The organism is Halopseudomonas nanhaiensis, assembly GCF_020025155.1.
GTDB classification, from domain to species: domain Bacteria; phylum Pseudomonadota; class Gammaproteobacteria; order Pseudomonadales; family Pseudomonadaceae; genus Halopseudomonas; species Halopseudomonas nanhaiensis.
In genome coordinates this window covers 1,182,708-1,206,270 of the sequence record NZ_CP073751.1, presented here as the reverse complement: position 1 = coordinate 1,206,270, position 23,563 = coordinate 1,182,708, and the positions used below count along the sequence as shown (strand labels likewise).

The following is a 23,563-nucleotide window of genomic DNA, read 5'->3' as shown; positions in this document are numbered from 1 at the left end:
TCATCCGCTTTCTATCACGCCAGGCTCAGACCTGGCGTGGTAGTTTGTGGGTCATATATTCATTCCAATAACGATGACAGGACCTTCAAATGAGCGAAGCCACCCTGATTGATGTGTTACCCGCGCACCGCTTTGACGAGGCGAAACTGACGGCGTACCTGAAAGGACGACTCCCGGGCGTCGAGCACGGCATGAAAGTGCAGCAGTTTCAGGGTGGGCAGTCCAACCCTACCTATCTGGTGGAGATTGGCGACAAGCGCTATGTCTTGCGCAAGAAGCCGCCGGGCAAGCTCCTGCCCTCGGCCCACATGGTCGAGCGCGAGTTTCAGGTGATCAACGCACTGGGCCAGACCGACGTCCCCGTCCCCACCGCGCGCCTGTTGTGCGAAGACCCTGAAGTGATCGGCACCGCGTTCTACATCATGGACCATGTCGAGGGTCGGGTGTATTCGCAGCCGCTGCTGCCGGATGTTGAGATCGAGCAGCGCATGCCGATCCACCGATCGATGATTCACACCATGGCCCAGCTGCATAACGTCGACTGGAAAGCTGTGGGCCTGGAAAGTTATGGCAAGGCCGAAGGCTACGTGCCACGGCAGATCAAGCGCTGGAGCGGGCAGTTCGAAGCCAGCCGCACCGGCGACATGCCGTCCATGGACGCGCTGATGGCCTGGCTGCCGGAAAACGCGCCCAAGGATGACCACACAACCATCGCCCACGGCGATTTCCGCATGGGCAACCTGATTCTTCATCCGGAACAGCCCAGCGTCGTGGCGATTCTCGACTGGGAACTGGCCACCCTCGGCCATCCCCTGTCCGATCTCGCCTACTGCTGTCTGCCCTATCACCAGCCGGCCAGTGCCGAGGGAATGCGCGGCATGCAGGGCCTGGATCTGAAGTCGCGCAATATTCCGGAAGAACAACAGGTGCTGGACTGGTACTGCGAATTCACCGGACGCAGCGAGGTGCCGGATTGGAACTTCTTCCTGGCCTTCTCGCTGTTTCGTCTGGCCGCCATTGTTCAGGGCGTTTACCACCGGGCGCTGCAGGGTAACGCGAGCAACGCCGATGCGCTGGAGGTGGGCAAGCGGGCTGGTCTGTTGGCTGACATCGGCTGGTCCATCGCCCAGCGCAAGTAACCCACCGAAGCGAGAACGGCATGACTAAACCAATCAAACGTGTCCTGCTGACGAACGACGACGGCTGGCGCGGGCCCGGCATGGCCATCATGGAAGAAATTGCCAATCAGATCGCCGAGGAGGTGTGGATCATCGCGCCGGATCTGGATCAGAGCGGCGTCTCCATGTCGATCACCCTGCACTCGCCACTGCGCGTGCACCACATGGGCGACAACCGGCTGAGCATCAGCGGCACCCCCAGCGACTGCGTGTTGCTGGCGGTTGGCGAGCTGATGCCCGAGCTGCCCGATCTGGTGCTGTCAGGCGTCAACGCTGGCGCCAACATCAGCGACTCGGTGGCCTATTCCGGCACCATCGGTGGCGCGCTGACCGCCACCCTGATGGGGATTCCTTCCATAGCGCTGTCGCAGGCCTACCACAAGGGCAACGACATCCCCTGGGATACGGCACGACGTTATGGGCCGGGGGTAATCCGAGCTCTGCTGGAAAAGGGCTGGCCGACCGACTGCGCGATGAACGTCAACTTCCCTGCCTTCGCGCCGGACCAGGTCACCGGCGTGGCCACCTGCCGCGCACGCGCCGGCAGCATCGGCGGCATCAATATCGAGTGCCGGCATGACACCCGCGATGTGCCCTACTTCTGGCTCGGCTTTCAGCGCCAGACCGAGCGCATAACCGGGCTGGATACCGACGTTGGCGCCCTGCGCGCCGGACGTATCAGCATTTCCCCACTACGCTTCGAACGCGACATCGCGAGCTGGCAGATAGACAACGACGCCGTGGCCAGAAGCCTTGGCATCGACGCACAGGCGGACCATGCCACGGGCGTGGACCCGAGTATCGATCACTGACAGGAGTGTTTTATGCAACGCTACAGCAACAAGATTGCCCTGATCACTGGCGCCGGTAGCGGCATCGGCCGAGCCACTGCCAAGCGTCTGGCCAGCGAAGGCGCCAGCCTGATGCTGGTCGATCGCAACGAAGATGGTCTGCAGCAGACCGCCAGCGAACTGCCGCAGGGCACCCAGGTCGTGACCCGCGCGATGGATGTGTCGGTCGAGTCGGAGGTCGAGCAGTGCGTAGCCGATACGCTGGCCAGGTACGGCCGCATCGACGTGCTGTGCAACAATGCAGGCATCGCCGGCGGAGATTACAGCACCGCGCCTGACCAGAGCCTTGAAACCTGGCAGAAGATCATCGCGGTGAACCTGTACGGCGTCATGCTGTTCACCAAATACGTAAGCCGCCAGATGCAGGAACAGAACGGCGGCGCCATCGTCAATACGGCGTCCGTGGCCGGTATCCGCTCAGGCGCGGGCGGCAACGCCTACAGCGCATCCAAGGCCGGTGTGATCAACTTCACGATGACCTCGGCGTGCGATCTCGGCCAGTGGAACATTCGGGTCAACGCCGTCTGTCCCGGTCTTATCGAAACCGGCATGACTGCACCGGTATTCGACTATGCACGCGCCAACAACAAGGAAGCCAAGCTCGGGGCGCGCTGCGAGTTGCGTCGTTATGGTCGCCCGGAAGAAATCGCGGCCGCCATTGCGTTTCTCGCCAGCGACGATGCCAGCTACGTGACCGGCCAGGCCCTTGCGGTGGACGGCGGCAATACCGCATCGCTGAACCTGCCGGGCATGAAAGTCTGACGGCGAGCGATCAACGTGACGGCCGGCGCTTCGTCCACCCAGGGCTGGCGTCGACTGGTACTGGGTGACCCCATGCTGGTCGATGCGCAGGTCGATGCGCTGGCCCGTGAGGCGATCATCCGGCTCGGCAGCGACGCCATGCTCGCCTTGCGTCACGAATCCACCGGTGACCTGCACTGCCAGGTCATCGCGTATTTTTCTCCCGGCGCCGATGACTGGGCGCGCTCGCTCGGCGGTCGTCTCTGTGCCGCTCCGATGCGCAGCGGGTTGAGCGTCCTGGCAGGCGATCACCGGCTGCTCGATACACTCGAATAGGGGGTTGTCTGCATTACCCGGCAGGCGCATGATTCTGGTCAACACTCCCCGCCGGAGACAGTCATGAACAGCGTACCCTACTCGCTCTACTACCGCTTCGGTCACTGCTCCATGGGCGGGCTGATGCTCGCCGAGGCCGACGGCCATCTGCATGCCATCCTGCTGGGCGACGACAAGGCGAGCCTGTTGGCAGATCTGCAACAACGCTTTCCCAACGCAACGCTCCACGAGGGCGACGAATCAATGGATCTGGCGCTGCAGACAGCGCTGGCGTATGTCGATCAGCCGCGTGGCGCCTTCCCTCTCAGCAAGCCACTCCGCCTGCGGGGCACTGCCCTGCAGTGCGAGGTCTGGCACGCGTTGAGCGAGGTTCCGGCGGGGTCCACCATCAGTTACGCCGAGCTGGCCAGGCGTATTGGCCGGCCGCGCGCCGTTCGCGCGGTAGCCGCCGCCTGCGCTGCCAACCCGCTGGCAATCGCCGTCCCCTGCCACCGTGTGCTGCGTAGCGATGGGGATATCTCCGGCTATCGCTGGGGCGTCGAGCGCAAGCGTCAACTGCTGGCCCGCGAGCAGGAGCTCGCCGCCGTTATCGCTTGAGTACGTTCGATCTGTTCGATGGCCTTGATGACCGCTCGCCCGAGCGCATAGCCGACGGCGCCTGGGTGTTGCCGGGCTTCGCCCTGCCCCGGGCCAGGGAGCTGCTTCGCGCCATAGAGCAGATTAGCCAGGCCGCGCCCTTCCGACACCAGACCACACCGGGGGGCTATCGCATGTCTGCGGCCATGACCAGCTGTGGCGGGCTTGGTTGGGTGACCGACCGTAGCGGGTATCGGTATTCGGAAACCGACCCTGTGACCGGATTGCACTGGCCGGCGCTGCCAGACGCGTTTCTACGCCTGGCAATCGAGGCTGCCGAGGCGGCAGGCTACCCGGCATTCGTACCCCAGGGATGCCTGATCAATCGCTACGAAACCGGTGCACGCATGTCGCTGCATCAGGACAAGGACGAAGAGCGTCTGGAGGCGCCAATCGTCTCCGTATCGCTGGGCGCGCCCATGACCTTCCTCTTCGGAGGACCCAACCGCACCGACCCTACCGCGCGCTATCGTTTGGAACATGGCGATGTGGTGGTGTGGGGCGGAGCGAGCCGACTGTTCTTCCACGGCGTAGCGCCGCTAGGCAAGCGGGCCGAGCATCCACTTACCGGTCCGGTTCGCTACAACCTCACGTTTCGGCGGGTGCGGTGATGTTCGATAGACCGTTCCGATTGAGGCGTTTTGCTCTGTAGGAGCGCATCTGGGCGCGAAGGGATTCGGTGCAGTCTGCTTCGCGGTCAGGTCCGCTCCTACGGAACCCCGTCGATCTCTCTTTGCAGGAGCGCAGCTGGGCGCGAAGGGGTTCGGTGCAGTCTGCTTCGCGGCCAGGTCCGCTCCTACAGAGATCCGGTCTCCTCCTGCAATAAAAAAGCCGGGACTAGCCCGGCTTTATTCGACGAGAACGCGTTGTCAGAAGCACTCGTCCGGCATGTCTAGCGTGGTGCGGTCGGCATCGCGCAACACATTGGCCAGGGCCAGCGGCTTGGGCAGCTCGTAACGGACGAAGTACTCGCACGCCTTGATCTTGCCCTGGTAGAACGCCTTGGGACGCTCGCCGGCGTTCTCCAGGCCGCGCAGCGCGGTCTGTGCCTGGCGCAGCCAGAGCCAGCCGACCACGACGTGACCGAAGCACTCCATGTACAGGTAGGCGTTGGCCAGCGCGCGGTCCGGGTTGTCCTTTTTGACCGCCTGCAGCGCCTCGGTGACGCCTTCCAGCGTCGCCAGTGCCTGCTCGAGCAGCTCGCTTGAGGCCCGCAGCTCACTCTTCGACCCGCATTCGGTCAGCGTCTGGCGGATCTGTTTGAGCAGTGACTGGTAGAACCGGCCGTTGCCCATGCTGACCTTGCGGCCGAGCAGATCCTGACCCTGGATACCGTGAGTGCCCTCGTGGATCGGATTGAGCCGGTTGTCGCGGTAGAACTGCTCCACCGGATACTCGCGCGTATAGCCATAACCGCCATGCACCTGGATCGCCAGGCTGTTGGCTTCCAGGCAGAACTGCGATGGCCAGGACTTGACGATCGGCGTCAGCAGATCGAGCAGCCCGGCCGCTTCTTCGCGGACCAGCGGATCGTCAGAGTGCTTCTTCTCGTCGATCAGTGTCGCGGCATACAGACACAGCGACAGCCCGCCTTCGACGAAGGCCTTCTGCGCCAGCAACATGCGACGCACGTCGGCATGTTCGACCAGCTGAATCATCGGCGTTTCCGGATTGCGCTCCTTGAGCGGACGACCTTGACGACGATCGCGCGCATAGTCCAGCGCATGCAGGTAGCCGGTGTAACCGAGCATGACCGAACCCAGGCCGACGCCGATGCGCGCCTCGTTCATCATATGGAACATCTGCGCCAGGCCCATGTTGGCCTCGCCGACCAGATAGCCCACGGCGCCATCCTTCTCGCCGAAGTTGAGCATGGTCGAGGTGGTGCCGCGATAGCCCATCTTGTGAATGAGGCCGGCCAGTGTCACGTCGTTGCGCTCGCCCAGGCTGCCGTCTTCGTTGACCAGGAACTTGGGCACAATGAACAGCGAAATGCCCTTCACGCCCGCCGGTGCGTCCGGCAGCTTGGCCAGCACCAGGTGCACGATATTCTCGCTGAGCTCGTGATCGCCTGCAGAGATGAAGATCTTGTTGCCGCTGATGCGGTAGGTGCCATCGTCCTGCGGGACGGCACGGGTCTTGATGTCACCCAGCGAGGAGCCGGCGTGCGGCTCGGTCAGGCACATTGTGCCGAAGAAGCGGCCGGCGGCCATGGGCTCGGCAAAGCGGCGCTTATACTCGTCGGTGCCATGGGCCATGATCAGGTTGCAGGCAGCGATGGTCAGACCGGCATACGCCTGGGTGCTGACGTTGGCGCCCTTGATCAGGCCGATACACGTCTGCGCCACGACCGACGGCAACTGCATGCCGCCGCGCTCATAGTCCTGCGAGGCAGCCATCAGCCCGGTGTCGCGCAGGATCGCCAGTGCTTCGCTGACTTCCTTGCGTATGACGACCTTGCCATTTTCGAAGCGTGGCTCGTCCGCGTCACAGATATGGTTGTGCGGGGCGAATGTCTCGGCGCCGACCTTCAGTGCCAGCTCGATGGCGGCGTCGAAGGTGTCACGGCTGTGGTCTTCATACCGGGGAAACTGGGTAAAGCGTTCGATATCGAGCATCTCGTACAACAGAAATGCCAGATCGTCGGTGTTTATGATTTTTTGGGACACAGGGAAATTCCTCCGGAATTTCAGCTTCAAGCTATAGGCGACCAGCTTCAAGCCAGCTGAAAAAGCGAAACCCGAGCATCTGCCCGGGTTTCGCTTGTAGCTAGAGGCTTAAAGCTCGCCGCTACTGTTTACAGAACTTCGAACAGACCAGCCGCGCCCTGACCACCACCGATACACATGGTGACGACCACGAACTTGGCACCGCGACGCTTGCCTTCGATCAGCGCATGGCCGGTCAGGCGAGCACCGGTTACCCCGTACGGGTGACCGATCGCGATCGAGCCGCCGTTGACGTTGAGCTTCTCCATCGGGATGCCCAGCTTGTCGCGGCAGTAGACGACTTGTGAAGCGAAGGCTTCGTTGAGTTCCCACAGATCGATGTCGTCCATGGTCAGGCCGTTGCGCTTGAGCAGCTGCGGAATGGCATAGACCGGGCCGATGCCCATTTCGTCAGGCTCGCAACCGGCGACGCTGAAGCCGCGGAAGATACCCATCGGCTCGATGTTCTGCTGCTCGGCGACAGTGCTGTTCATGACCATGCAGACCGAGGCGCCGTCGGACAGCTGCGATGCGTTGCCGGCAGTGACGAACTGGCCCGCGCCACGCACCGGCTCGAGTCCCTGCAGGCCTTCGATGGTGGTGTTCGGACGGTTGCACTCGTCGCGATCCAGCGTGACTTCCTTCTCGCTGACTTCGCCGGTTTCCTTGTCCTTGACCAGCATCTTGACGGTGTACGGCACGATCTCGTCGGCGAACTTGCCGCTTTCCTGACCGGCCGCAACGCGCTGCTGGCTGATCAGCGAATACTCGTCCTGCGACTCACGGCTGACGTTGTAGCGTGCAGCGACGATGTCGGCAGTCTCGATCATCGACATGTACAGAGCGGGCTTGTTTTCCTTGATCCACTCGTTGGTGCCCTTGTACATGTTGACCTTGTCGTTCTGGCACAGGCTGATCGACTCGACACCGCCGGCGACGATCGCAGGTACCTTCTCGGACACCACGCGCTGGGCGGCGATGGCGATCGACTGCAGACCCGAGCTGCAGAAACGGTTGATCGACAGACCGGCAGTGGTGACCGGCAGGCCGCCGCGGATGGCCGCCAGGCGCGCCATGTTCTTGCCCTGTGCGCCTTCATGGAATGTTGCACCGAGGATGCAGTCTTCCACCAGCGCCGGATCGATATTCGCCCGCTTGACCGCCTGCTCGATGACGAAACCGGCCATGTCGACACTGTGGGTGTTGTTCAGCGCGCCACGGTAGGACTTGCCGAGACCGGTGCGGGCTGTGGATACGATTACTGCGTCACTCATGGTTTGACTCCTGTATTAACCTGATGCGCCCTCCAAGGGGCGCGGTTCAAAGCTGCCGATCAGGCGGGTTGATTCTGCCGCTCGCCCCAGGCCTTCAGCGTTTCCCGCGCTTCCCGGTAAGGCTTCAAGCCCAACCACAACAGGATTGCGGATGCGAGGGTGGTGATACTCGCCACCCAGAAAATCGAATACCGGACGGCATTGTCGTCCTGGAAAATATAATCGGTGGTCATCGCCACGGCGGTTGGTCCGATGCCCAGGCCGATCAGCGTCACGACGAACAGATAGATAGCTGACGTCTGACCGCGCATCGCATTGGGCATGACCTCCTGGATCGCTGCCGGTGCCACGCCAAAGGGCATCGCGACGGTGAACACGTTGAAGAACATGATAATCCACAACAGCGTCATGTTATCGACAAGATAAACGACGTTGCAAAGGAGGGTCAGGATGGCAGCTGCCACACCAATGCGCATGTTCGAATCACTATACCCCTTGCGCGCCAACCAGTCCGCCATGCGGCCGCCGAATACGATACCGGTCGAGCCGGCGACCATTACCGTAGCGCCGTAGTAGAGGCCCACCTCACCCGGGGTAAGACCATGATTTCGGATGAAGAACGTCGGAATCCAGGCCGATGCGCCGTAGGAAGCAAACGACAGGCAGGCGAAACCGAAATTGTGGCATATCACTGCCTTGCGAATGCTCAGCAGGTACGCGCCCACATCTTTCAGCGGCACGGAGATGCCCGCGCCAACGCCCTTACGGCTAGGCTCCTTGATTGCGAATACCAGAAGACAGAAGGCAATGCCCGCTGCGCCAAGGACCAGAAAGATGAACTGCCACGGACGGATGACTCCAAAGAACGGCAGACTCATCTCACCTTGGGCCTGAGCCCAGGTCACTACGGCGCCGCCAAGCAGGAACGCCATGCCGGCGCCTAGGTAGATGCCCATGGAGTAAACGCTGATCGCCGTCGCCCGCTTCTCCGGCGGAAAACTGTCTGCCATCAACGAATACGCCGCCGGAGACAGTGCAGCTTCGCCAGCGCCTACGCCGATACGGAAAACGATGAAGTGCCAATATGTTCTGGCCAGGCCGCACGCAGCCGTCATCAAGCTCCAGAAAAATATACCGGCGGCGATCAGGCCGCGCCTGCTCTTGCTGTCTGCCACCCGGCCTAGCGGGATACCGGCAATGGTATAGAAAATCGCGAAGGACAAACCCATGAGCAGGCTCATCTGGGTATCGCTGATACCCAGGTCTGCCCGGATGGGGGCGACAAGGAGATTGAGAATCTGGCGGTCGACAAAGGAGATCACATAAGCAATTAGCAGAATGCCGACGGTCACCCAGGCTCTGAGCGGTGATGGGTAAGCGCTATTATTGTTGTTCACTGATGTCCTCCGGACCACATAAAAGCGTGCGATCAGGAGAGTAGCAGGTCCGCACAGCGAAAGTCGATTCCGAAAAACGAAGCATTAGCGACCACAATGCGCATCTATCAATCTCGACAATAGGGCTGTGAAGAATGAATGATGAACAACGTCCGCTGGTACTCCTGGGCGGCGGACATGCGCATGTCGTCGCGCTGCGAGAGTGGCTTGAACAGCGCCGCAAGCCGCCCGCAGGCAGCCTGCTCATCAGCCCGGACCGCTACGGCTGGTACTCGGGAATGATGCCCGGCCTGCTGGCTGGCCGCTATCGCCTGGAAGACTGCCGAATCGACCTGCGCACCCTGTGCAGGGCGTGCGGCGTCGAGCTATGGATCGACAGCGCCAGCGGACTGGACGCCGACCAAATGACGCTTCGTCTCGGTAGTGGCAACAAGCTTCAGGCTGAACTGCTGTCATTGAATATCGGGTCCGTTCCGCCTCTACCCGACATCAGCAACAGCGTGATCGAAGTGCTGCCAGCCAAGCCCTTTTCGATTCCAGTGGCGGCCTGGCAGCGCTGGCGTACGACGGGGGCACCCCGCAGCATGGCGGTGCTCGGTGGCGGCGCTGCTGCATTCGAACTGGCCATGGCGCTGAACAGCAGTTTGCCGGACTGCGAGGTGCAAATCATCAGTGGTTCCTCCTTGCTGGGCGGGCATCACCAGCGAGTTCACCACCGAGCACGCCAGTTGCTCGCCGGCTACGGCGTCTCCCTGACGGAGCATTGCCACGTAACGCGCGTGCACGGTGATGAATTGTTCGCCGACGACAGGTCGATCGGTCACGCTGATGCGGTCATCGTTGCCACTGGCGCAGGCGCGTTCGATTGGCCGAGACACTCGGGACTGGCTTGCCAGGACGGGTTCGTCCGCATCGATGCGACGCTGCGCAGCGTCAGTCATCGCACGGTCTTCGCCACCGGCGACTGCGCAGCGCTGCCGCGCACGCCCCACGCGGGGGTGTATGCCGTCCGACAGGGCAAGACGCTTGCAGCCAATCTGATGGCTGCCCTGCATGACCAGCCGATGGAGCGCTATCACCCGCAGCGACGGGCGCTCGCGTTACTGGCCACCGGGGACGGGCGGGCGCTGCTCAGTTATGGCGCGATGGCGGCACATAATCGCCTTCTGGGCCGATGGAAGGATCACCTGGATACCGCGTTCATCCGGGCCTGAGTATTGCCCAATTGCCCCGACGCCGCTTCGGTGGCTAAATGAGCAGGCGTTGGAAGTCTGTTCCCCCCTTGGAGACACCATGAATAGGGACGTTGTTACTCGGCTTGTACTGGTTGCCGTCCAGCTTGGCTGCCTGGTATGGCTGGCCAGTTCCTTTGGCGAATCGGTGATTTTTCCAGCCCTGCTCGCCTGCGCGCTGCCCTGGATGCTGCTGGCCCTGCCTCAGCGGCTGCCATGGATCGAGATCGAGCAGGCGCCACCCGAGCACACCCACGCGCTTCCCGACGAGCTTGCGGTGACAGTGGCTCAAGGCAGCACGCTTGCCGCGGCCATGGTTGCGGCCGCCACGCACGTCGCCGAGCGCGTCGCCTCGCAGTCACGCAGCATTGATAGCATCGCAGCGGCCGCCGCCCAGTGCAGCGAGGCAGCTCGAGAGCTGTCTGACTGTGCAGATCGCACCGTTCAAAGCGCACAGTCGTCTGGCACCAGCAACGAAGCCGCCAGGCAATCGCTGGAGAAGACCGCTGCCGTCATGCAGACGCTGGCCAGCCAGGCCCAGGAGAGCCTGGCATTGATCGATCAGCTCAATCTGAAAACCGCAAAGATTGCTCAGGTCAGTCAGTCCATCGAGGGCATCGCCTCTCAGACCAATCTGCTTGCGCTCAATGCTGCGATCGAAGCGGCGCGAGCCGGCGAGATGGGCCGTGGTTTTTCAGTCGTTGCCGAGGAGGTGCGGAACCTGGCGAAACGAACCGCCGGCTCCACCGCTGAAGTATCCGGCATCGTTCAGGAAATCAACGGCGAGACCCAACGCGTCACAGAAGGAATCGGCCGACTGGCCGTACAGGCCGATGCCGGGGCCGGCCTCGTGGAGGGGGCTCTGCAGACACTGCAGGACGCCGACCTGCAGAGTCTGCGGATGAACCAGGAATCATCCCGGGTCGCATCCATCTGTGCTGGCACCGTCGAACAGCTCGGCGCCCTGTCGAGCACCGTTGAGCAATTACGTATCGATGTTGGTCGTGCTGATGACCCTGCACACCGGCTTCAGGTTCTGGCTGGGGATCTGCAGGATATTGCCGAACGGGCCGAGACGGTACTGGCAAACCATCACCCGGCGTCGGTGTAAATCGGCCACATCGCTGAGCGAGCCATCGACGTCAGAGCCAGACGGCGTCCCAGTGAGCGTAGTTCCCAACGCTGTCCGCCAGCCCCGCACGCAGAGGGTTGGCCACGACATAACGCGCCAGTTTCTGACAATCTTCTTCGTCGCGCACCGCGCGGTCATGATACCCGGGCTGCCACGTTGAACGGCCGAGCGCCCTGGCTGACATCGACTTGAAGCGCCCCACCGTCACGTCGAGCGACTCATGACCCAGGGCGAATAGCCAATGCAGATGATCCGGCATCAGAACGAATGCCAGGGTGGACACCTTTCGTTGGTTTGCCAGGGTCCGGATCACCCTTCGTGCTGCGTGCAGATCGTTGAATACCGGCTTGCGGGACCGAGTGACTGTGGTGATCAGGTAGATCCGCCCTGGCTCCGACACCCTGCCCCGCCGCAAGCGATGGGAGGCCGGTCTTGATGGCGTGTGCATCTGTTTCTTCCCTGTCAGAATGAGACGATTCTTGCAGGGTGCCTTAAAGGAATGAAGTTAGGCCGCCAGGTATGCGAACTGGGTCACAGTCCGCTATCGCGCCGGGGACGGCGCTCCCACCTTACATGATGCGGGACCCGACCCGGGGGAGCGGCGTCCCCGCCGCGATGGGTGCAGCCAGCAAGTCCGCTATCGCGCCGAGGGCGGTGCCCCCGCCTTACAGGATGTGGGACCGACCCGTGGGAGCGGCGTCCCCGCCGCGATGAGCCGTCAGGCGACTTCGGAATAGGCTGGCTGGCCCAAGGCTGCTGCGACGGCGTCGGCATCGGTTTCCCGACGCAGCTGGTCGAACAGCTCTCGCGCCTCGGGATAGGCCTTGGCCAGTAGCGCCAGCCACTGTTTCATGCGCCCTGGGGCGTGCCGATCAACCACCCGCTCACGGGTCTGGCGGTAGAAATCCAGCAGCCATGGCTGCAGCTCGCTCCAGTCCAGTGGGCGGGACGACTGGCCTTGCAGATGCTGCTGAATCTGCAAGGCCAGATCGGGCCGCTCGATCAACCCGCGTCCGATCATCACATCGCTGCACCCGCTGACCTCGCGGATGCGCAGGTAATCCTCGACTGTCCACACCTCTCCATTGGCGATCACGGGCACGCTGACCGCGTCGCGAATTCGGGCCAGCCACTCCCAGTGAGCCGGAGGCTTGTAGCCGTCGACCTTGGTACGCGCATGCACGGCAATTTCCGCGGCGCCGGCATCGGCCAACGCCCGGGCGCACTCCAGCGTCTGGCTGGTATCGCTGTAGCCCAGGCGCATCTTGGCCGTGACCGGCACACTGGCAGGCGTCGCGGCGCGCACGGCGGCGACGATCGAATGCAGCAGGTCCGGTTCACGCAGCAGGCTGGCACCGCCGCGGTGGCGATTGACGGTTTTTGCGGGACAGCCGAAGTTCAGGTCGATGGCCGGAGCCCCCATTTCAGCCAGCAGCGCGGCATTGCGCCCCAGCCAGTAGGCATCGGACCCCAGCAGCTGTGGGCGCAGCGATACGCCCGCACGTGTCTTCCAGCCATGGCGACACTCCGGGACGATCCGCTCGATGGTCGCCAGGTTCAGCAAGCCTTCGGTCACGCGGATGAATTCGCTGACACACCAGTCCACGCCGCCAATGCGCGTGAGGATGTCGCGCATCGGCGCGTCGACCAATCCTTCCATTGGCGCCAGGACGATCCGTGGCGTCATACCTGAACCTCGTGCTCGCTCAGCAGCGCAAGCAGACCCGCTTCGTCCAGCACTTTCACGCCCAGCTGTTCGGCCTTGGCCAGCTTGCTTCCGGCACCCGGGCCGGCGACCACGCAATGCGTCTTGGCTGACACGCTGCCTGCCACCTTGGCCCCCAGCGCTTCCAGATGATCCTTGGCCACGTCCCGAGAGAAGGTTTCCAGCGTGCCGGTCAACACCCAGGTCTGACCGGCCAGCGGCAGGTCATCCACGCTCGCCCTGGGGCTATCCCAATGCATGCCGAAGTCACGCAACTGCTGTTCGACGCGCATCACGCGCTCACGTCTGTCCTGATCAGCGAAATAGTCGCGCAGGCTGACCTGCGCCTTTTCATTGAAGCGATCGACCTGCTTGAGCTCCAGCCACTCGGCATCGACGATTTTCTGCAGACTGCCGAAATGACTGGCCAGACGCTCCGAACCGGTACGCGCGACGTTGGGAATCTCCAGCCGAGCGATGAACTCGGCGAGGCTGACATAGGCGGCGAACTCGGGCGCTATGTCGCCCTGCCCCTGCGGCGCCACACCCCGGTCGAGCAGCTCGCCGATCACCTTGGTGTTGTGCTCGTCGGTGAAGAATGTGTGGATCTCATGGGCCACTTCCGCGCCGATGTCCGGCAGATAGACCAGCACCTCGGGCAATGCCTGCTGAATACGTTCGAGTGAACCGAGTGCGCGCGCGAGCAGCTTGGCGGTCTCCTCGCCCACGTCAGGTACGCCCAGCGCGTAGACGAAGCGTGCCAGACTCGGCTGACGGCTGTCATGGATGGCGCCGAGCAGATTCTTGGTGGAAATCTCGGCAAAGCCTTCCAGCCCGATAACCTGCTCGTAAGTGAGCCGATACAGGTCCGCCGGCGACTCGACATAGCCGATATCAACCAGCTGCTCGACGATACGCTCGCCCAGACCGTCTATATCCATCGCCCGGCGCGACACGAAATGAATGATCGCCTGCTTGAGCTGGGCCTGACAGGCGAGGCGGCCTATGCAGCGGTACACCGCTCCTTCGCTGAGCGTTTCGCGACCCCGGCTGCGCTTGACCAGCTGCGTGCGCTCGACGGCCGAGCCACACACCGGACAGGACTGCGGGACGTCCACCGGCCGGGCATCGGCTGGCCGACGCTCCTGCACCACCTGCATCACCTGCGGAATGACGTCGCCGGCGCGGCGGATGATCACGGTATCGCCGATCATCACCCCCAGTCGCGCGACCTCGTCCATGTTGTGCAACGTGGCGTTGGACACTGTAACGCCTGCCACCTGTACCGGACGCAGCCGCGCGACGGGCGTGATCGCCCCCGTACGGCCAACCTGAAACTCGACATCGAGCAGCTCGGTAAGCTCTTCGCTGGCCGGAAACTTGTGCGCGATGGCCCAGCGTGGCTCGCGGGAGCGGAAGCCGAGCTCGCGCTGATAGCCCAGGTCATTGACCTTGAACACCACGCCATCGATCTCGTAGGTCAGATTCGCTCGCCTCTCGCCCATGTCCCGGTAGTAATCCAGACAGCCCTGCACCCCGACGACCCGTTTCAGCTCGCGGCTGATCATCAGGCCCCATCCACGCAGGGCTTCCAGAATGCCCACCTGGGTGCGTGGCAATTCGCCCTCGAAGCGGCCGATACCGTAGCAGCAGAACTCCAGGGGGCGGCTGGCGGTGATGCCGGAGTCGAGCTGGCGCAGCGATCCGGCGGCGGCATTGCGCGGATTGGCAAAGGTCTTGCCACCACTTTCCCGCTGTCGTTCATTGAGCTGTTCGAACCCGGCCTTGGTCATGTAGACCTCGCCGCGCACTTCCAGCACCCGCGGCCAGCCGGCGCCACGCAGGCGCAACGGCACATTGCGAATGGTGCGCACGTTGGCGGTGATGTCTTCACCTGTGGTGCCATCGCCTCGTGTGGCGCCCCGCGTCAGCACGCCGTCCTCGTACAGCAGGCTCACTGCCAGCCCGTCCAGTTTGGGCTCGCAGCAGTACTCGATCGGCTGCGCCTCGCCCAGCAGATCGCCCTCTGGCAGGTCTAGCCCCTCGCGCACCCGACGGTCGAAATCGAGCATGTCCTGCTCTTCAAAGGCATTGCCCAGGCTCAGCATCGGAACGTCGTGGGCGACCGTGCCGAAAGCTGAGAGCGGCGCGCCGCCGACCCGTTGCGTAGGCGAGTCGGGAAGGATCAGATCCGGGTTGTCTGTCTCAAGCTGCTTGAGTTCGTTGAACAGGCGGTCGTATTCGGCGTCCGGAATGCTCGGCTCATCGAGAACGTAGTAGCGATGATTGTGCTCGTTGAGCTGGTCGCGCAACGCCTGCACGCGCTTGGCGGGGCTGGGGGTCAGGGTCATGGTGTATCAGTCAGCCGGGAACATGGGCAAAGTGTAACGCATCGATGGGGGGCTCAGCGGTGTCGTAGGGTGCGTCGATGCATCCGCGCTTATCGCGGCGGGGACGCCGCTCCCACGGGCTTGTGCGCCCGGGGAGCAGGCTGTCTGGAGCGAACCTGAAAATCAGCGGCGCAGCGCGTAATGCTTGCGTTCGTACTCGGCGATCCGCGCGCGATAGTGCTCGATGGTCTGGGCGGTCAGCACGCTGCGTTGTTCGTCCTTCAGATCCCCTCCCAGCTCGTGGGCCAGCTTGCGCGCTGCGGCGATCATCAAGTCCAGCGCCTGCTTCGGATGACGCGGCCCTGGCAGGCCCATGAAAAAACTCACGGCCCGGACGTAGCTGGAGTCCATTTCGTCGAGATCGAAGACGCCCGGCTTCAGCGCGTTGGCCATCGAAAACAGAATGTCGCCATTGCCGCTCATGCTTTCGTGACGATGGAAGATGTGCATCTCGCCGAAGCGCAGCCCGCTTTCCATGATGTTCTGCAGCAGCGCAGAGCCCTGGAAGCCGAGTTCGTCCCGGGCGATGACGTTGATGACGAACACTTCTTCGACCGGCGCAGTGTCACGCGGCAACGCAGGTTCTTCGTCAACGGATTCCATCGATTCGATGCGGGTAATACGATCGGTTTTACGCTTGCTTGCCGGTTTCTCCGGCTTGACCGGTTTGGCCGCTTTGGTTCTCATCGAGCTGCCGGCTGCGGGTTCTTCCAGATCAAGGCCGACCTGCTCGGGCTCGCGCCGCGTCGCCTCAAGCGTGGCTGTCGAATCGCCCAGGTCGTCGCCCAGCGAAGGCTCCGCGCGATCACTCCGGCCAACGACCCGCGGCGGACCGAGCAACTCGTCGCGGTTGTCGGGTTCGGGAAGGTCGCCCAGATTGCGCTCGAGTTTGAAACGGATCCGCGACCGGCCGCCCATGCGACGCCAGCCGTCGAACAGAATGCCGGCGATCACCAGAAGGCCGATGATGATTAGCCACTCACGCAAACCGAAATCCATGAATATGTTGTTCCTGATCAACTGTTTTATGTGTTGTCCCTGCGCAGCGCGCCGGGATCAGGGATTTATGCGTGGACACTAGCACGCTCTTGCAAAACTTTACACTGCCGCCAGGGCTGCGGCCTCCTCGACGTTGACTGTGACCAGGCGCGAGCAGCCGGGTTCATGCATGGTCACACCGAGCAATTGGTCGGCCATTTCCATGGCGATCTTGTTGTGGGTGATATAAATGAACTGCACCCGCGATGACATTTCCTTGACCATTCGGGCGTAGCGGCCGACGTTGGCGTCGTCGAGCGGCGCATCGACCTCGTCGAGCATGCAGAACGGCGCCGGATTGAGCTGGAATATGGAGAACACCAGTGCAATGGCGGTAAGCGCTTTCTCGCCGCCGGATAACAGGTGGATGGTGCTGTTCTTCTTCCCGGGCGGGCGCGCCATGATGGTCACGCCGGTATCGAGCAGGTCGTCGCCGGTCAGCTCCAGGTAGGCATGGCCACCGCCGAACACTTTTGGAAACAAAGACTGCAGCCCGTGGTTGACCTTGTCGAAGGTCTCCTTGAAGCGGCTGCGGGTTTCGCGGTCGATCTTGCGGATCACCTGTTCCAGTGTATTCAGTGCTTCTTCCAGATCGGCGTTCTGCGCGTCAAGGTAACGTTTACGCTCGGACTGCTGCTGATACTCCTCGATCGCCGCGAGGTTGATCGCGCCGAGTCGCTGAATACGCGCGTCAAGCTGGGCCAGCTGGCTGTCCCACTCCGATTCGGTAGCCCCCTCAGGCAGGGTGTCGATCACCGCAATCAGGTCATACCCGGCCTCGAGCAACTGCTCCTGCAATCCCTGGCGCCGCGTCTGCAGATCGCGCGCGACCAGGCGTTGCTCATCGAGCTGTGCGCGCAATAGGTGGGACTGCTGTTCGGCCTGACTGCGACGGCGATCCTGCTCGCGCATCTGCTGGTCCACGCCCTCCAGCGCCTGCCGCGCCGCAGACAGTTCCTGTTCGATGTCGATTCGCTGTTCGAGGAGGCTTTCCAGCTCGATACGCTGATCGTCCTCAGGCGCCTGGCTTTCATCGAGCGTCATGCGCAACTGCTCGCGGCGCTCGCCCAGCCGTTCGACCTGTTGCAGCAGTCGCTCGAGTCCCTGCGCGGTGGAGTCCTGCTGCGCGCGCAGTGACTGCACACGCAGCGCCAGCTGATGGGCCCGGTCCTTGTGCTGCCGGGCTTGCTGGCGAGCCTGATCGACCGTTTCGCGAACCTCCTCGCGTTGATGCAACAGCGCCTCGCGCTGGCCGGCATCATCGGCCATGCGATCAAGCGCCTCCTGCAGCGTAAGCCGCGCTTCGCCTATCTGTTCCAGCTCATCAGCGCGCTGCGCCCGGATGTCCTCGAGATCCTCGGTAATGCGCTGCCGTCGCGCATTGACCTGCTCCAGGCGCACCTGCCTGGCCGATACCTGGGCCTTGAGATCACCCTGCTCGCGACCGAGGCGCGCGATGGTCTGCTGCAATGCGTCGCGCTGCTGCTCCTGATCACGGGTCGACTCTCGCAGCTCGGCGATGCGCGCCTGCGCCTCATCGAGCAACAGCTCCTGCTCCTGAAGCGTCGCCTGCAGCGTCTCGATTTCCTGTTGGCGTGCAAGCACGCCGGATTCGCTGGCTTCTCCGCGCCTGAATCGCAACCAGTTGCGGCCGAGCCAATGGCCGTCGCGTGTGATCAGCGACTCGTGAGCGGCCAGGCTGGCACGTCGCTGCATGGCCTGTCCCAGGTCGTCAGCAGTGCGTACCGAACCCAGCCAGGGTGTCAGGTCGGCCGGGCAACGAACCATGGCCAGCAGCGAGTCGCCATTCGGCGCGTCTGTACCAGCCGTTTCCGCGACCTCGACTGCACGCAGGCTGCCCTGACTGAAGCTGCCGAGCGTCTCGGTCAGGCGGTCCAGCCGATCCAGACTGACGGCCTGCAGATCGGCAGCCAGTACGGTTTCCACCGCGAGTTCCCAGCCGGGCTCGACCGTGAGCTGTTCGGCCAATGGCGGCAATGCATCGAGGCCCTGCTCACGCAGCCAGTCGCTGACCTCCGCGCCCCGATCCAGTGCCGCCTGCTGCAGTGCTTCAAGCGAGGCAAGGCGGCCGCTCTGCCGCTGAATCTCGCCGCGGCGACTGTCCTGCTCCTGAGTAAGCACCGTCAGCGTTTCGCGCTGCAACTGCAGTGACTCGGTCACATCAGCCAACTGATGCTGTTCGCTTTCCGATCGCAGATCGAGCTCGGCCAGCTGTTCTCCGAGCTCGGCGAGCTCGTCATCCAGCGGGCCGGCGCTAAGCGTTGCGCGCTCATCCTCAAGCCGCTGAATGCGTTCACCAAATCGCTCGACAGCCTGTTCCAGGTGCCGGATACGCGACTGCTCGACCTCGGCCTGCTGCCGCGGCGCCGAAGCCTGCTGGTTGAACTGGTCCCACGCCGCCTGCCAGGCCTGCATCGCCTCTTCGGCAGTCTGCAGCTGGGCGGCGGTATCCTCGTCCGCTGCACCGGCCATGTCCATCTCCGGCTCGAGCGCAGCCAGTTCGGCCTGCAGATCCGCAAGCAGCGCCTGGTCCTGGGTCAAATGGCTCTGGGCTTCCTGCCAGGCCTGCTCTGTCTGCTCGATGTCTTCATGCAACTGGCGCTGACGGTCTCGACTGAACTGCAGCGCCTGCTCGATGCGACTGATGTCGGCACCCACACTGTAGAAACGGGCCTGCACGCGACTGAAGGTTTCGGTCAGGTCGGCATGCTGATCGCGCTGCTTTTCGATCTCGCTGTCGGCGTTGCGCTGTTCGGCTATCAGCGCCTCCAGCGCGATCTCCAGGTCACGGACGCGATGCTCGCGTTCGCCAACCTGGCCGTCCAGCGTCTGCCAGCGCAGCGCCTGCAACTGCGCCTTGAGCTGACGCTCCTCGGCCTTGTACTCCTTGTACTTCTCGGCCGCCTGGGCCTGCCGATGCAGATGAGACAACTGCCGCTCGAGCTCCTCGCGCAGATCGATCAGACGCGCGAGGTTGTCATGGGTGCGTCGAATGCGATTCTCGGTTTCGCGGCGGCGCTCCTTGTACTTGGAGATCCCTGCCGCTTCCTCGATGAACAGACGCAGCTCGTCTGGCTTGGCCTCGATCAGCTTGGAAATCATGCCTTGTTCGATGATCGAGTAGCTGCGCGGCCCCAGGCCGGTGCCAAGAAAGATGTCGGTGATATCGCGGCGGCGGCACTTGGTGCCGTTGAGGTAATACTGATTCTGCGCTTCGCGGGTGACCTTGCGGCGGATGGAAATCTCGTTGTAACCGGCGTACTCACCCTTGAGCTTGCCTTCACTGTTGTCGAACACCAGCTCGATCGACGCCTGCCCGACCGGCTTGCGGCTGTTGGAGCCGTTGAAGATGACATCGGTCATCGACTCGCCACGCAGGTTTTTCGCCGAGCTTTCGCCCATGACCCAGCGCACCGCATCAATGATGTTCGACTTGCCACAGCCATTGGGCCCGACCACTGCGCCCATGTTGGTGGGAAAGTAGACGGTAGTCGGATCCACGAAGGATTTGAAACCCGCCAGCTTGATGCACTTGAGTCGCATTGAAGAGCCTGTCCCTGCGCACGAATGACGAACCACGCCTGAATACGTCTTCGTCGAAACGTGCATTTTTACTCGCTATGCCGCTCGATTAGAAGCCCCCGCGGGGCGGCCTGCCGTATTGGCCGCAATAAAAATGCATGACCCTGGTCCAGACGGTGCGGCACAATTGTCGCCTGGCTCCACCCGGATGATGACAGCGACCCCTGACATGGCCACCCGCCCCGACCTGGATACTCTTTACAACGCGCTGATGGACGAGGAAGACGCGCGCTCCTGCGCGGACATCCCGGGCTCGGCCTGCACCAATGTCCCCACCAACTTTTTCCGCCAGGTCACGGCGACTGCGCTGACCGGCCTTGGCGACGCGCTGACCAATCCGAAGACGACGCTTGCCTGGCTGATGGGCATGGTCGGCGCACCGGTTGCGCTGATCGCCTGGCTGGTGCCCATTCGCGAATCGGGCTCGATGCTGCCGCAGCTGTTTATCGCCGCGCAGATCCGGCATCTGCCCCTACGCAAGGGCGTATGGATTCTCGGCAGTCTGGCTCAGGCCCTGGCTCTGGTAGCGATGGGCGCAGTCGCCTGGCTGACCGAGGGTACACTTGCCGGGGCGCTGATCATCGCCTGCCTGATTGCCTTCAGCCTGGCGCGCGGGCTGTGCTCGGTCGCCGGGAAGGATGTAATTGGCAAGACGGTACCCAAGCGTCGCCGTGGGCGGCTCAACGGCCTGGCCGGCAGTATCGCGGGCTGGCTGACCCTGGCGTTCGGCGCCGCCTGCATGATCTGGCCGCCGGGCGACGAGGACACCCTGTTCTATTCGGCTCTGCTGCTCGGCGGCGCTGCTCTGTGGCTTGCCGCCGCCTGGGTCTTTCGCGGCATCGAGGAAGAGCCGGGCGCGACCGAAGGGGGCCGCAACGGCATCGCCGCCGCCTTCGAGCGCCTGCAACTGCTGCGCAGTGACGCGCCGTTTCGGCGCTTCGTCATCGCCCGCGCGCTGCTGCTGTGCACAGCGCTGTCTGCGCCATTTTATGTATTGATGGCCCAGGAGCTGCACAGCGGGGTAGGCATGCTCGGTGCCTTCCTCATCGCCAATGGTCTGGCTGGCAGCCTCAGCTCCATGGTCTGGGGGCGCCTGGCGGATCAATCCAGCCGGCAGGTGATGATCAGCGCAGCCTTGCTGGGCAGCCTGATGGGGCCGGTTGTGGTGCTTATCGATTATCTCGGGGTATTGCCCGAGGCACTCCATGCCTGGCTGTTTCCAGTCGCGTTTTTCGTGCTTGGCGTCGCGCACAGCGGCGTTCGCATCGGCCGCAAGACCTATGTGCTCGATCTGGCTGGCGGCACCCGTCGCAGCGACTACGTTGCGGTCAGCAATAGCGTGATAGGCCTGGTGCTGCTGAGCACCGGACTCTTCGGTCTGCTCGGCACACTGATTGGCGCAGGCGGCATGGTTCTGCTGTTATCACTCATAGGGCTGGCGGGCGCGATTCTCGCCCTGCGCCTGCCGGAACTGTCGATGTACTGATAAAGGGTTTCTCATGAGTCAACCGACGCACGCCGAAGAAAGCGGCCTTCCTGCCAGTCGCCTGATAGGGCTGTTTCTCGGGCCGCTGTTTCTGCTGGCGACGCTGATCCTGCCCGCTCCGACCGGGATGGCCGAGCCTGCCTGGCTGGCGCTGGGGCTGATGCTGCTGATGGCAACCTGGTGGTCGACCGAGGCCATCCCGATCCCGGCCACTGCGCTTTTGCCGATCGTGCTGATTCCGGCTCTGGGACTGGGCACTATCAGCGCTGCAACCACGCCCTATGCCAACCCGATCATTTTCCTGTTCATGGGCGGATTCGTACTGGGCCTGGCAATGCAGCGCTGGAACTTGCACCGGCGGATTGCATTGATGACCCTGCTGGCGGTCGGTAGCCAGCCGAAACGCCAGATCGGTGGCTTCATGATCGCGACGGCATTTCTGAGCATGTGGGTAAGCAACACGGCGACGACCATCATGATGATGCCCATCGGCCTGTCTGTGGTCGCCATGCTCGACCAGAACAACCCGGAGGCGGTCCGCCGCTTTGCCACATCGCTGTTGCTGGCCATAGCCTATGCCGCAAGCATCGGCGGGATCGCGACGCTGATCGGCACGCCGCCCAACGCGCTGCTGGCTGCCTACCTGGCGGAGAATCAGGACATCCAGCTTGGCTTTGCGCAGTGGATGCTGCTGGGTGTGCCGGTATCGCTGCTGATGCTTGCCCTGACCTGGTGGTGGCTGACGCGGGGCGATCTGGACCTCGGTGAAACCGACAGCGGTGCACTGCTTCGCCAGCAGCTGCAGGCGCTCGGTCCGATGGGGCGTGGCGAAAAACTGGTCGCTGTGGTGTTCGTGATGACAGCCGCCGCCTGGATGTTCCAGCCGCTGCTCTCGGCCGACCTGCTGCCCTGGCTCAACGACACGGTCATCGCCATCGCTGCGGCCATCATCATGTTTCTGATCCCCGTGAGCCTGCGTCAGCGCGAGTTCATCATGGACTGGGATACCGCTCGATCCATGCCCTGGGGCGTACTGTTGCTGTTTGGCGGCGGGCTGGCGCTGGCCGGCATCATCAGCAGTTCGGGGCTGGCCGAGTGGATCGCCGAAAGTCTGTCGGTCATGAGCATGCTGCCGGCCTTGCTGATGGTCGGCCTGGTGGTCACCGTCATCATCTTTCTGACGGAGGTCACCAGCAATACGGCTACGGCCGCCGCGTTCCTGCCGCTGCTCGGCGCTCTGGCGGTGAGTCAGGAGGTATCGCCCATCCTGTTTACCGTGCCAGCGGCCATCGCTGCCAGCTGCGCATTCATGATGCCCGTCGCCACGCCACCGAATGCCATCGTATTTGGCAGTGGACACTTGCACATCGGCGACATGATACGGGCGGGGTTCGCTCTGAACTTAGGCGGCATCATCGTGGTGACGCTGGTCGGCTATGCCCTGATGGGCTGGGTATTCTCGATCTGAGGGAAGTAAACGCTGAAGGGGTCAGGGGCGGTTGGTGGAGTCGGTGATGGTTTCGCTGACCGCCGCCGGGTCCGGGCTCGTCATTGCCGGTTTGCGTACCAGCGACAGAACGTGCATCGAGGCACGCATCAGCATGTAACAGGAACCCACGGCGAACAGCGCTGCGACGGCAGCGAGTGCAATCGCCATGTACAGATCCTCTGCACGAAAAAAGGCGGCGGCCCAGCCGTAGAGGCCTGCCTGCAATCCCAGAAGTACGCAAAACACCAGACGGTTGCGTAGTCCCGACTCGCCATCTCCGGCGCCGGGCGGTGTTTGCGCATCAGTCATGTAAAGCTCCTGCAGCGTCAGCAGATGGCACGGCTCACTTCAGCGAGCATGTTTATAC

Annotated in this window: 19 protein-coding genes; 10 read left to right on the top strand and 9 right to left on the bottom strand. The window is 63.0% G+C overall.

The annotated features are described in order from the left end of the window. Positions 1 to 89 precede the first annotated feature (89 nt). The 6 genes from KEM63_RS05495 (at position 90) to alkB (ending at position 4,353) form a co-directional block, all read left to right on the top strand. A complete protein-coding gene (locus KEM63_RS05495; RefSeq protein ID WP_223655194.1) occupies positions 90 to 1,139 on the top strand; it encodes a phosphotransferase in 1,050 nt (349 codons plus the stop codon). 20 nt (positions 1,140 to 1,159) lie between these two features. Next, the gene (gene surE, locus KEM63_RS05490) at positions 1,160 to 1,990 is read left to right on the top strand and encodes a 5'/3'-nucleotidase SurE (RefSeq protein WP_223655193.1); all 831 of its coding nucleotides are present in this window, start codon (positions 1,160 to 1,162) and stop codon (positions 1,988 to 1,990) included. A 12-nt stretch (positions 1,991 to 2,002) separates the two neighbouring features. Beyond that, on the top strand, positions 2,003 to 2,791 hold the full coding sequence (locus tag KEM63_RS05485) for an SDR family NAD(P)-dependent oxidoreductase (RefSeq protein ID WP_223655192.1): 789 nt from the start codon (positions 2,003 to 2,005) through the stop codon (positions 2,789 to 2,791). Between the two features lie 15 nt (positions 2,792 to 2,806). Continuing rightward, positions 2,807 to 3,106, top strand: a complete 300-nt coding sequence (locus KEM63_RS05480) for a hypothetical protein (RefSeq protein ID WP_223655191.1) — start codon at positions 2,807 to 2,809, stop codon at positions 3,104 to 3,106. A 63-nt stretch (positions 3,107 to 3,169) separates the two neighbouring features. Further along, entirely contained in the window at positions 3,170 to 3,703 is a 534-nt protein-coding gene (locus tag KEM63_RS05475) for a methylated-DNA--[protein]-cysteine S-methyltransferase (RefSeq protein ID WP_223655190.1), read from the top strand. Next, the gene (gene alkB, locus KEM63_RS05470; RefSeq protein WP_223655189.1) at positions 3,700 to 4,353 is read left to right on the top strand and encodes a DNA oxidative demethylase AlkB; all 654 of its coding nucleotides are present in this window, start codon (positions 3,700 to 3,702) and stop codon (positions 4,351 to 4,353) included. The genes KEM63_RS05475 and alkB overlap by 4 nt, the downstream gene beginning before the upstream one ends. 258 nt (positions 4,354 to 4,611) lie before the next feature. On the opposite strand, the gene KEM63_RS05465 is transcribed toward alkB, so the two are convergent. The 3 genes from KEM63_RS05465 to KEM63_RS05455 all read right to left on the bottom strand — a co-directional run bounded on the left by KEM63_RS05465 (position 4,612) and on the right by KEM63_RS05455 (position 9,121). Then, positions 4,612 to 6,411: an acyl-CoA dehydrogenase gene (locus KEM63_RS05465; RefSeq protein ID WP_223655188.1), complete on the bottom strand. Its 1,800-nt coding sequence runs from the start codon at positions 6,409 to 6,411 to the stop codon at positions 4,612 to 4,614. Between the two features lie 128 nt (positions 6,412 to 6,539). Continuing rightward, the gene (locus tag KEM63_RS05460; protein ID WP_223655187.1) at positions 6,540 to 7,724 is read right to left on the bottom strand and encodes an acetyl-CoA C-acyltransferase; all 1,185 of its coding nucleotides are present in this window, start codon (positions 7,722 to 7,724) and stop codon (positions 6,540 to 6,542) included. A 59-nt stretch (positions 7,725 to 7,783) separates the two neighbouring features. Further along, positions 7,784 to 9,121: a spinster family MFS transporter gene (locus tag KEM63_RS05455; RefSeq protein ID WP_223655186.1), complete on the bottom strand. Its 1,338-nt coding sequence runs from the start codon at positions 9,119 to 9,121 to the stop codon at positions 7,784 to 7,786. 134 nt (positions 9,122 to 9,255) lie between these two features. Between KEM63_RS05455 and KEM63_RS05450 the strand changes: the two genes are divergently transcribed. Continuing rightward, entirely contained in the window at positions 9,256 to 10,335 is a 1,080-nt protein-coding gene (locus tag KEM63_RS05450; protein WP_223655185.1) for an FAD-dependent oxidoreductase, read from the top strand. Positions 10,336 to 10,414: 79 nt separating this feature from the next. Continuing rightward, positions 10,415 to 11,464 (top strand): methyl-accepting chemotaxis protein, encoded by a 1,050-nt coding sequence (locus KEM63_RS05445; RefSeq protein ID WP_223655184.1) that lies wholly within the window; start codon positions 10,415 to 10,417, stop codon positions 11,462 to 11,464. A 31-nt stretch (positions 11,465 to 11,495) separates the two neighbouring features. Here the strand turns inward: KEM63_RS05445 and KEM63_RS05440 are convergent, their stop codons facing one another. From KEM63_RS05440 to smc, 5 genes are all read right to left on the bottom strand, one after another. Beyond that, positions 11,496 to 11,933 carry an REP-associated tyrosine transposase gene (locus KEM63_RS05440; RefSeq protein ID WP_223655183.1) on the bottom strand — a complete coding sequence of 146 codons (438 nt, stop codon included), beginning with the start codon at positions 11,931 to 11,933 and terminating at the stop codon, positions 11,496 to 11,498. Positions 11,934 to 12,203: 270 nt separating this feature from the next. Then, on the bottom strand, positions 12,204 to 13,172 hold the full coding sequence (locus KEM63_RS05435; protein WP_223655182.1) for a tRNA dihydrouridine synthase: 969 nt from the start codon (positions 13,170 to 13,172) through the stop codon (positions 12,204 to 12,206). Further along, positions 13,169 to 15,541 carry an NAD-dependent DNA ligase LigA gene (gene ligA / locus KEM63_RS05430; protein ID WP_223655181.1) on the bottom strand — a complete coding sequence of 791 codons (2,373 nt, stop codon included), beginning with the start codon at positions 15,539 to 15,541 and terminating at the stop codon, positions 13,169 to 13,171. The genes KEM63_RS05435 and ligA overlap by 4 nt, the downstream gene beginning before the upstream one ends. 162 nt (positions 15,542 to 15,703) lie before the next feature. Further along, the gene (gene zipA, locus KEM63_RS05425; protein ID WP_223655180.1) at positions 15,704 to 16,579 is read right to left on the bottom strand and encodes a cell division protein ZipA; all 876 of its coding nucleotides are present in this window, start codon (positions 16,577 to 16,579) and stop codon (positions 15,704 to 15,706) included. A gap of 99 nt (positions 16,580 to 16,678) precedes the next feature. Then, a complete protein-coding gene (gene smc / locus KEM63_RS05420; protein WP_223655179.1) occupies positions 16,679 to 20,182 on the bottom strand; it encodes a chromosome segregation protein SMC in 3,504 nt (1,167 codons plus the stop codon). A gap of 208 nt (positions 20,183 to 20,390) precedes the next feature. On the opposite strand from smc, the gene KEM63_RS05415 reads away from it, so the two are divergent. Together KEM63_RS05415 and KEM63_RS05410 are read left to right on the top strand one after the other, a co-directional pair. After that, positions 20,391 to 21,707: an MFS transporter gene (locus tag KEM63_RS05415; RefSeq protein WP_223655178.1), complete on the top strand. Its 1,317-nt coding sequence runs from the start codon at positions 20,391 to 20,393 to the stop codon at positions 21,705 to 21,707. Positions 21,708 to 21,720: 13 nt separating this feature from the next. Beyond that, positions 21,721 to 23,175: an SLC13 family permease gene (locus KEM63_RS05410; RefSeq protein ID WP_223655177.1), complete on the top strand. Its 1,455-nt coding sequence runs from the start codon at positions 21,721 to 21,723 to the stop codon at positions 23,173 to 23,175. A gap of 21 nt (positions 23,176 to 23,196) precedes the next feature. On the opposite strand, the gene KEM63_RS05405 is transcribed toward KEM63_RS05410, so the two are convergent. Next, positions 23,197 to 23,505: a hypothetical protein gene (locus tag KEM63_RS05405; protein ID WP_223655176.1), complete on the bottom strand. Its 309-nt coding sequence runs from the start codon at positions 23,503 to 23,505 to the stop codon at positions 23,197 to 23,199. Positions 23,506 to 23,563 lie beyond the last annotated feature (58 nt).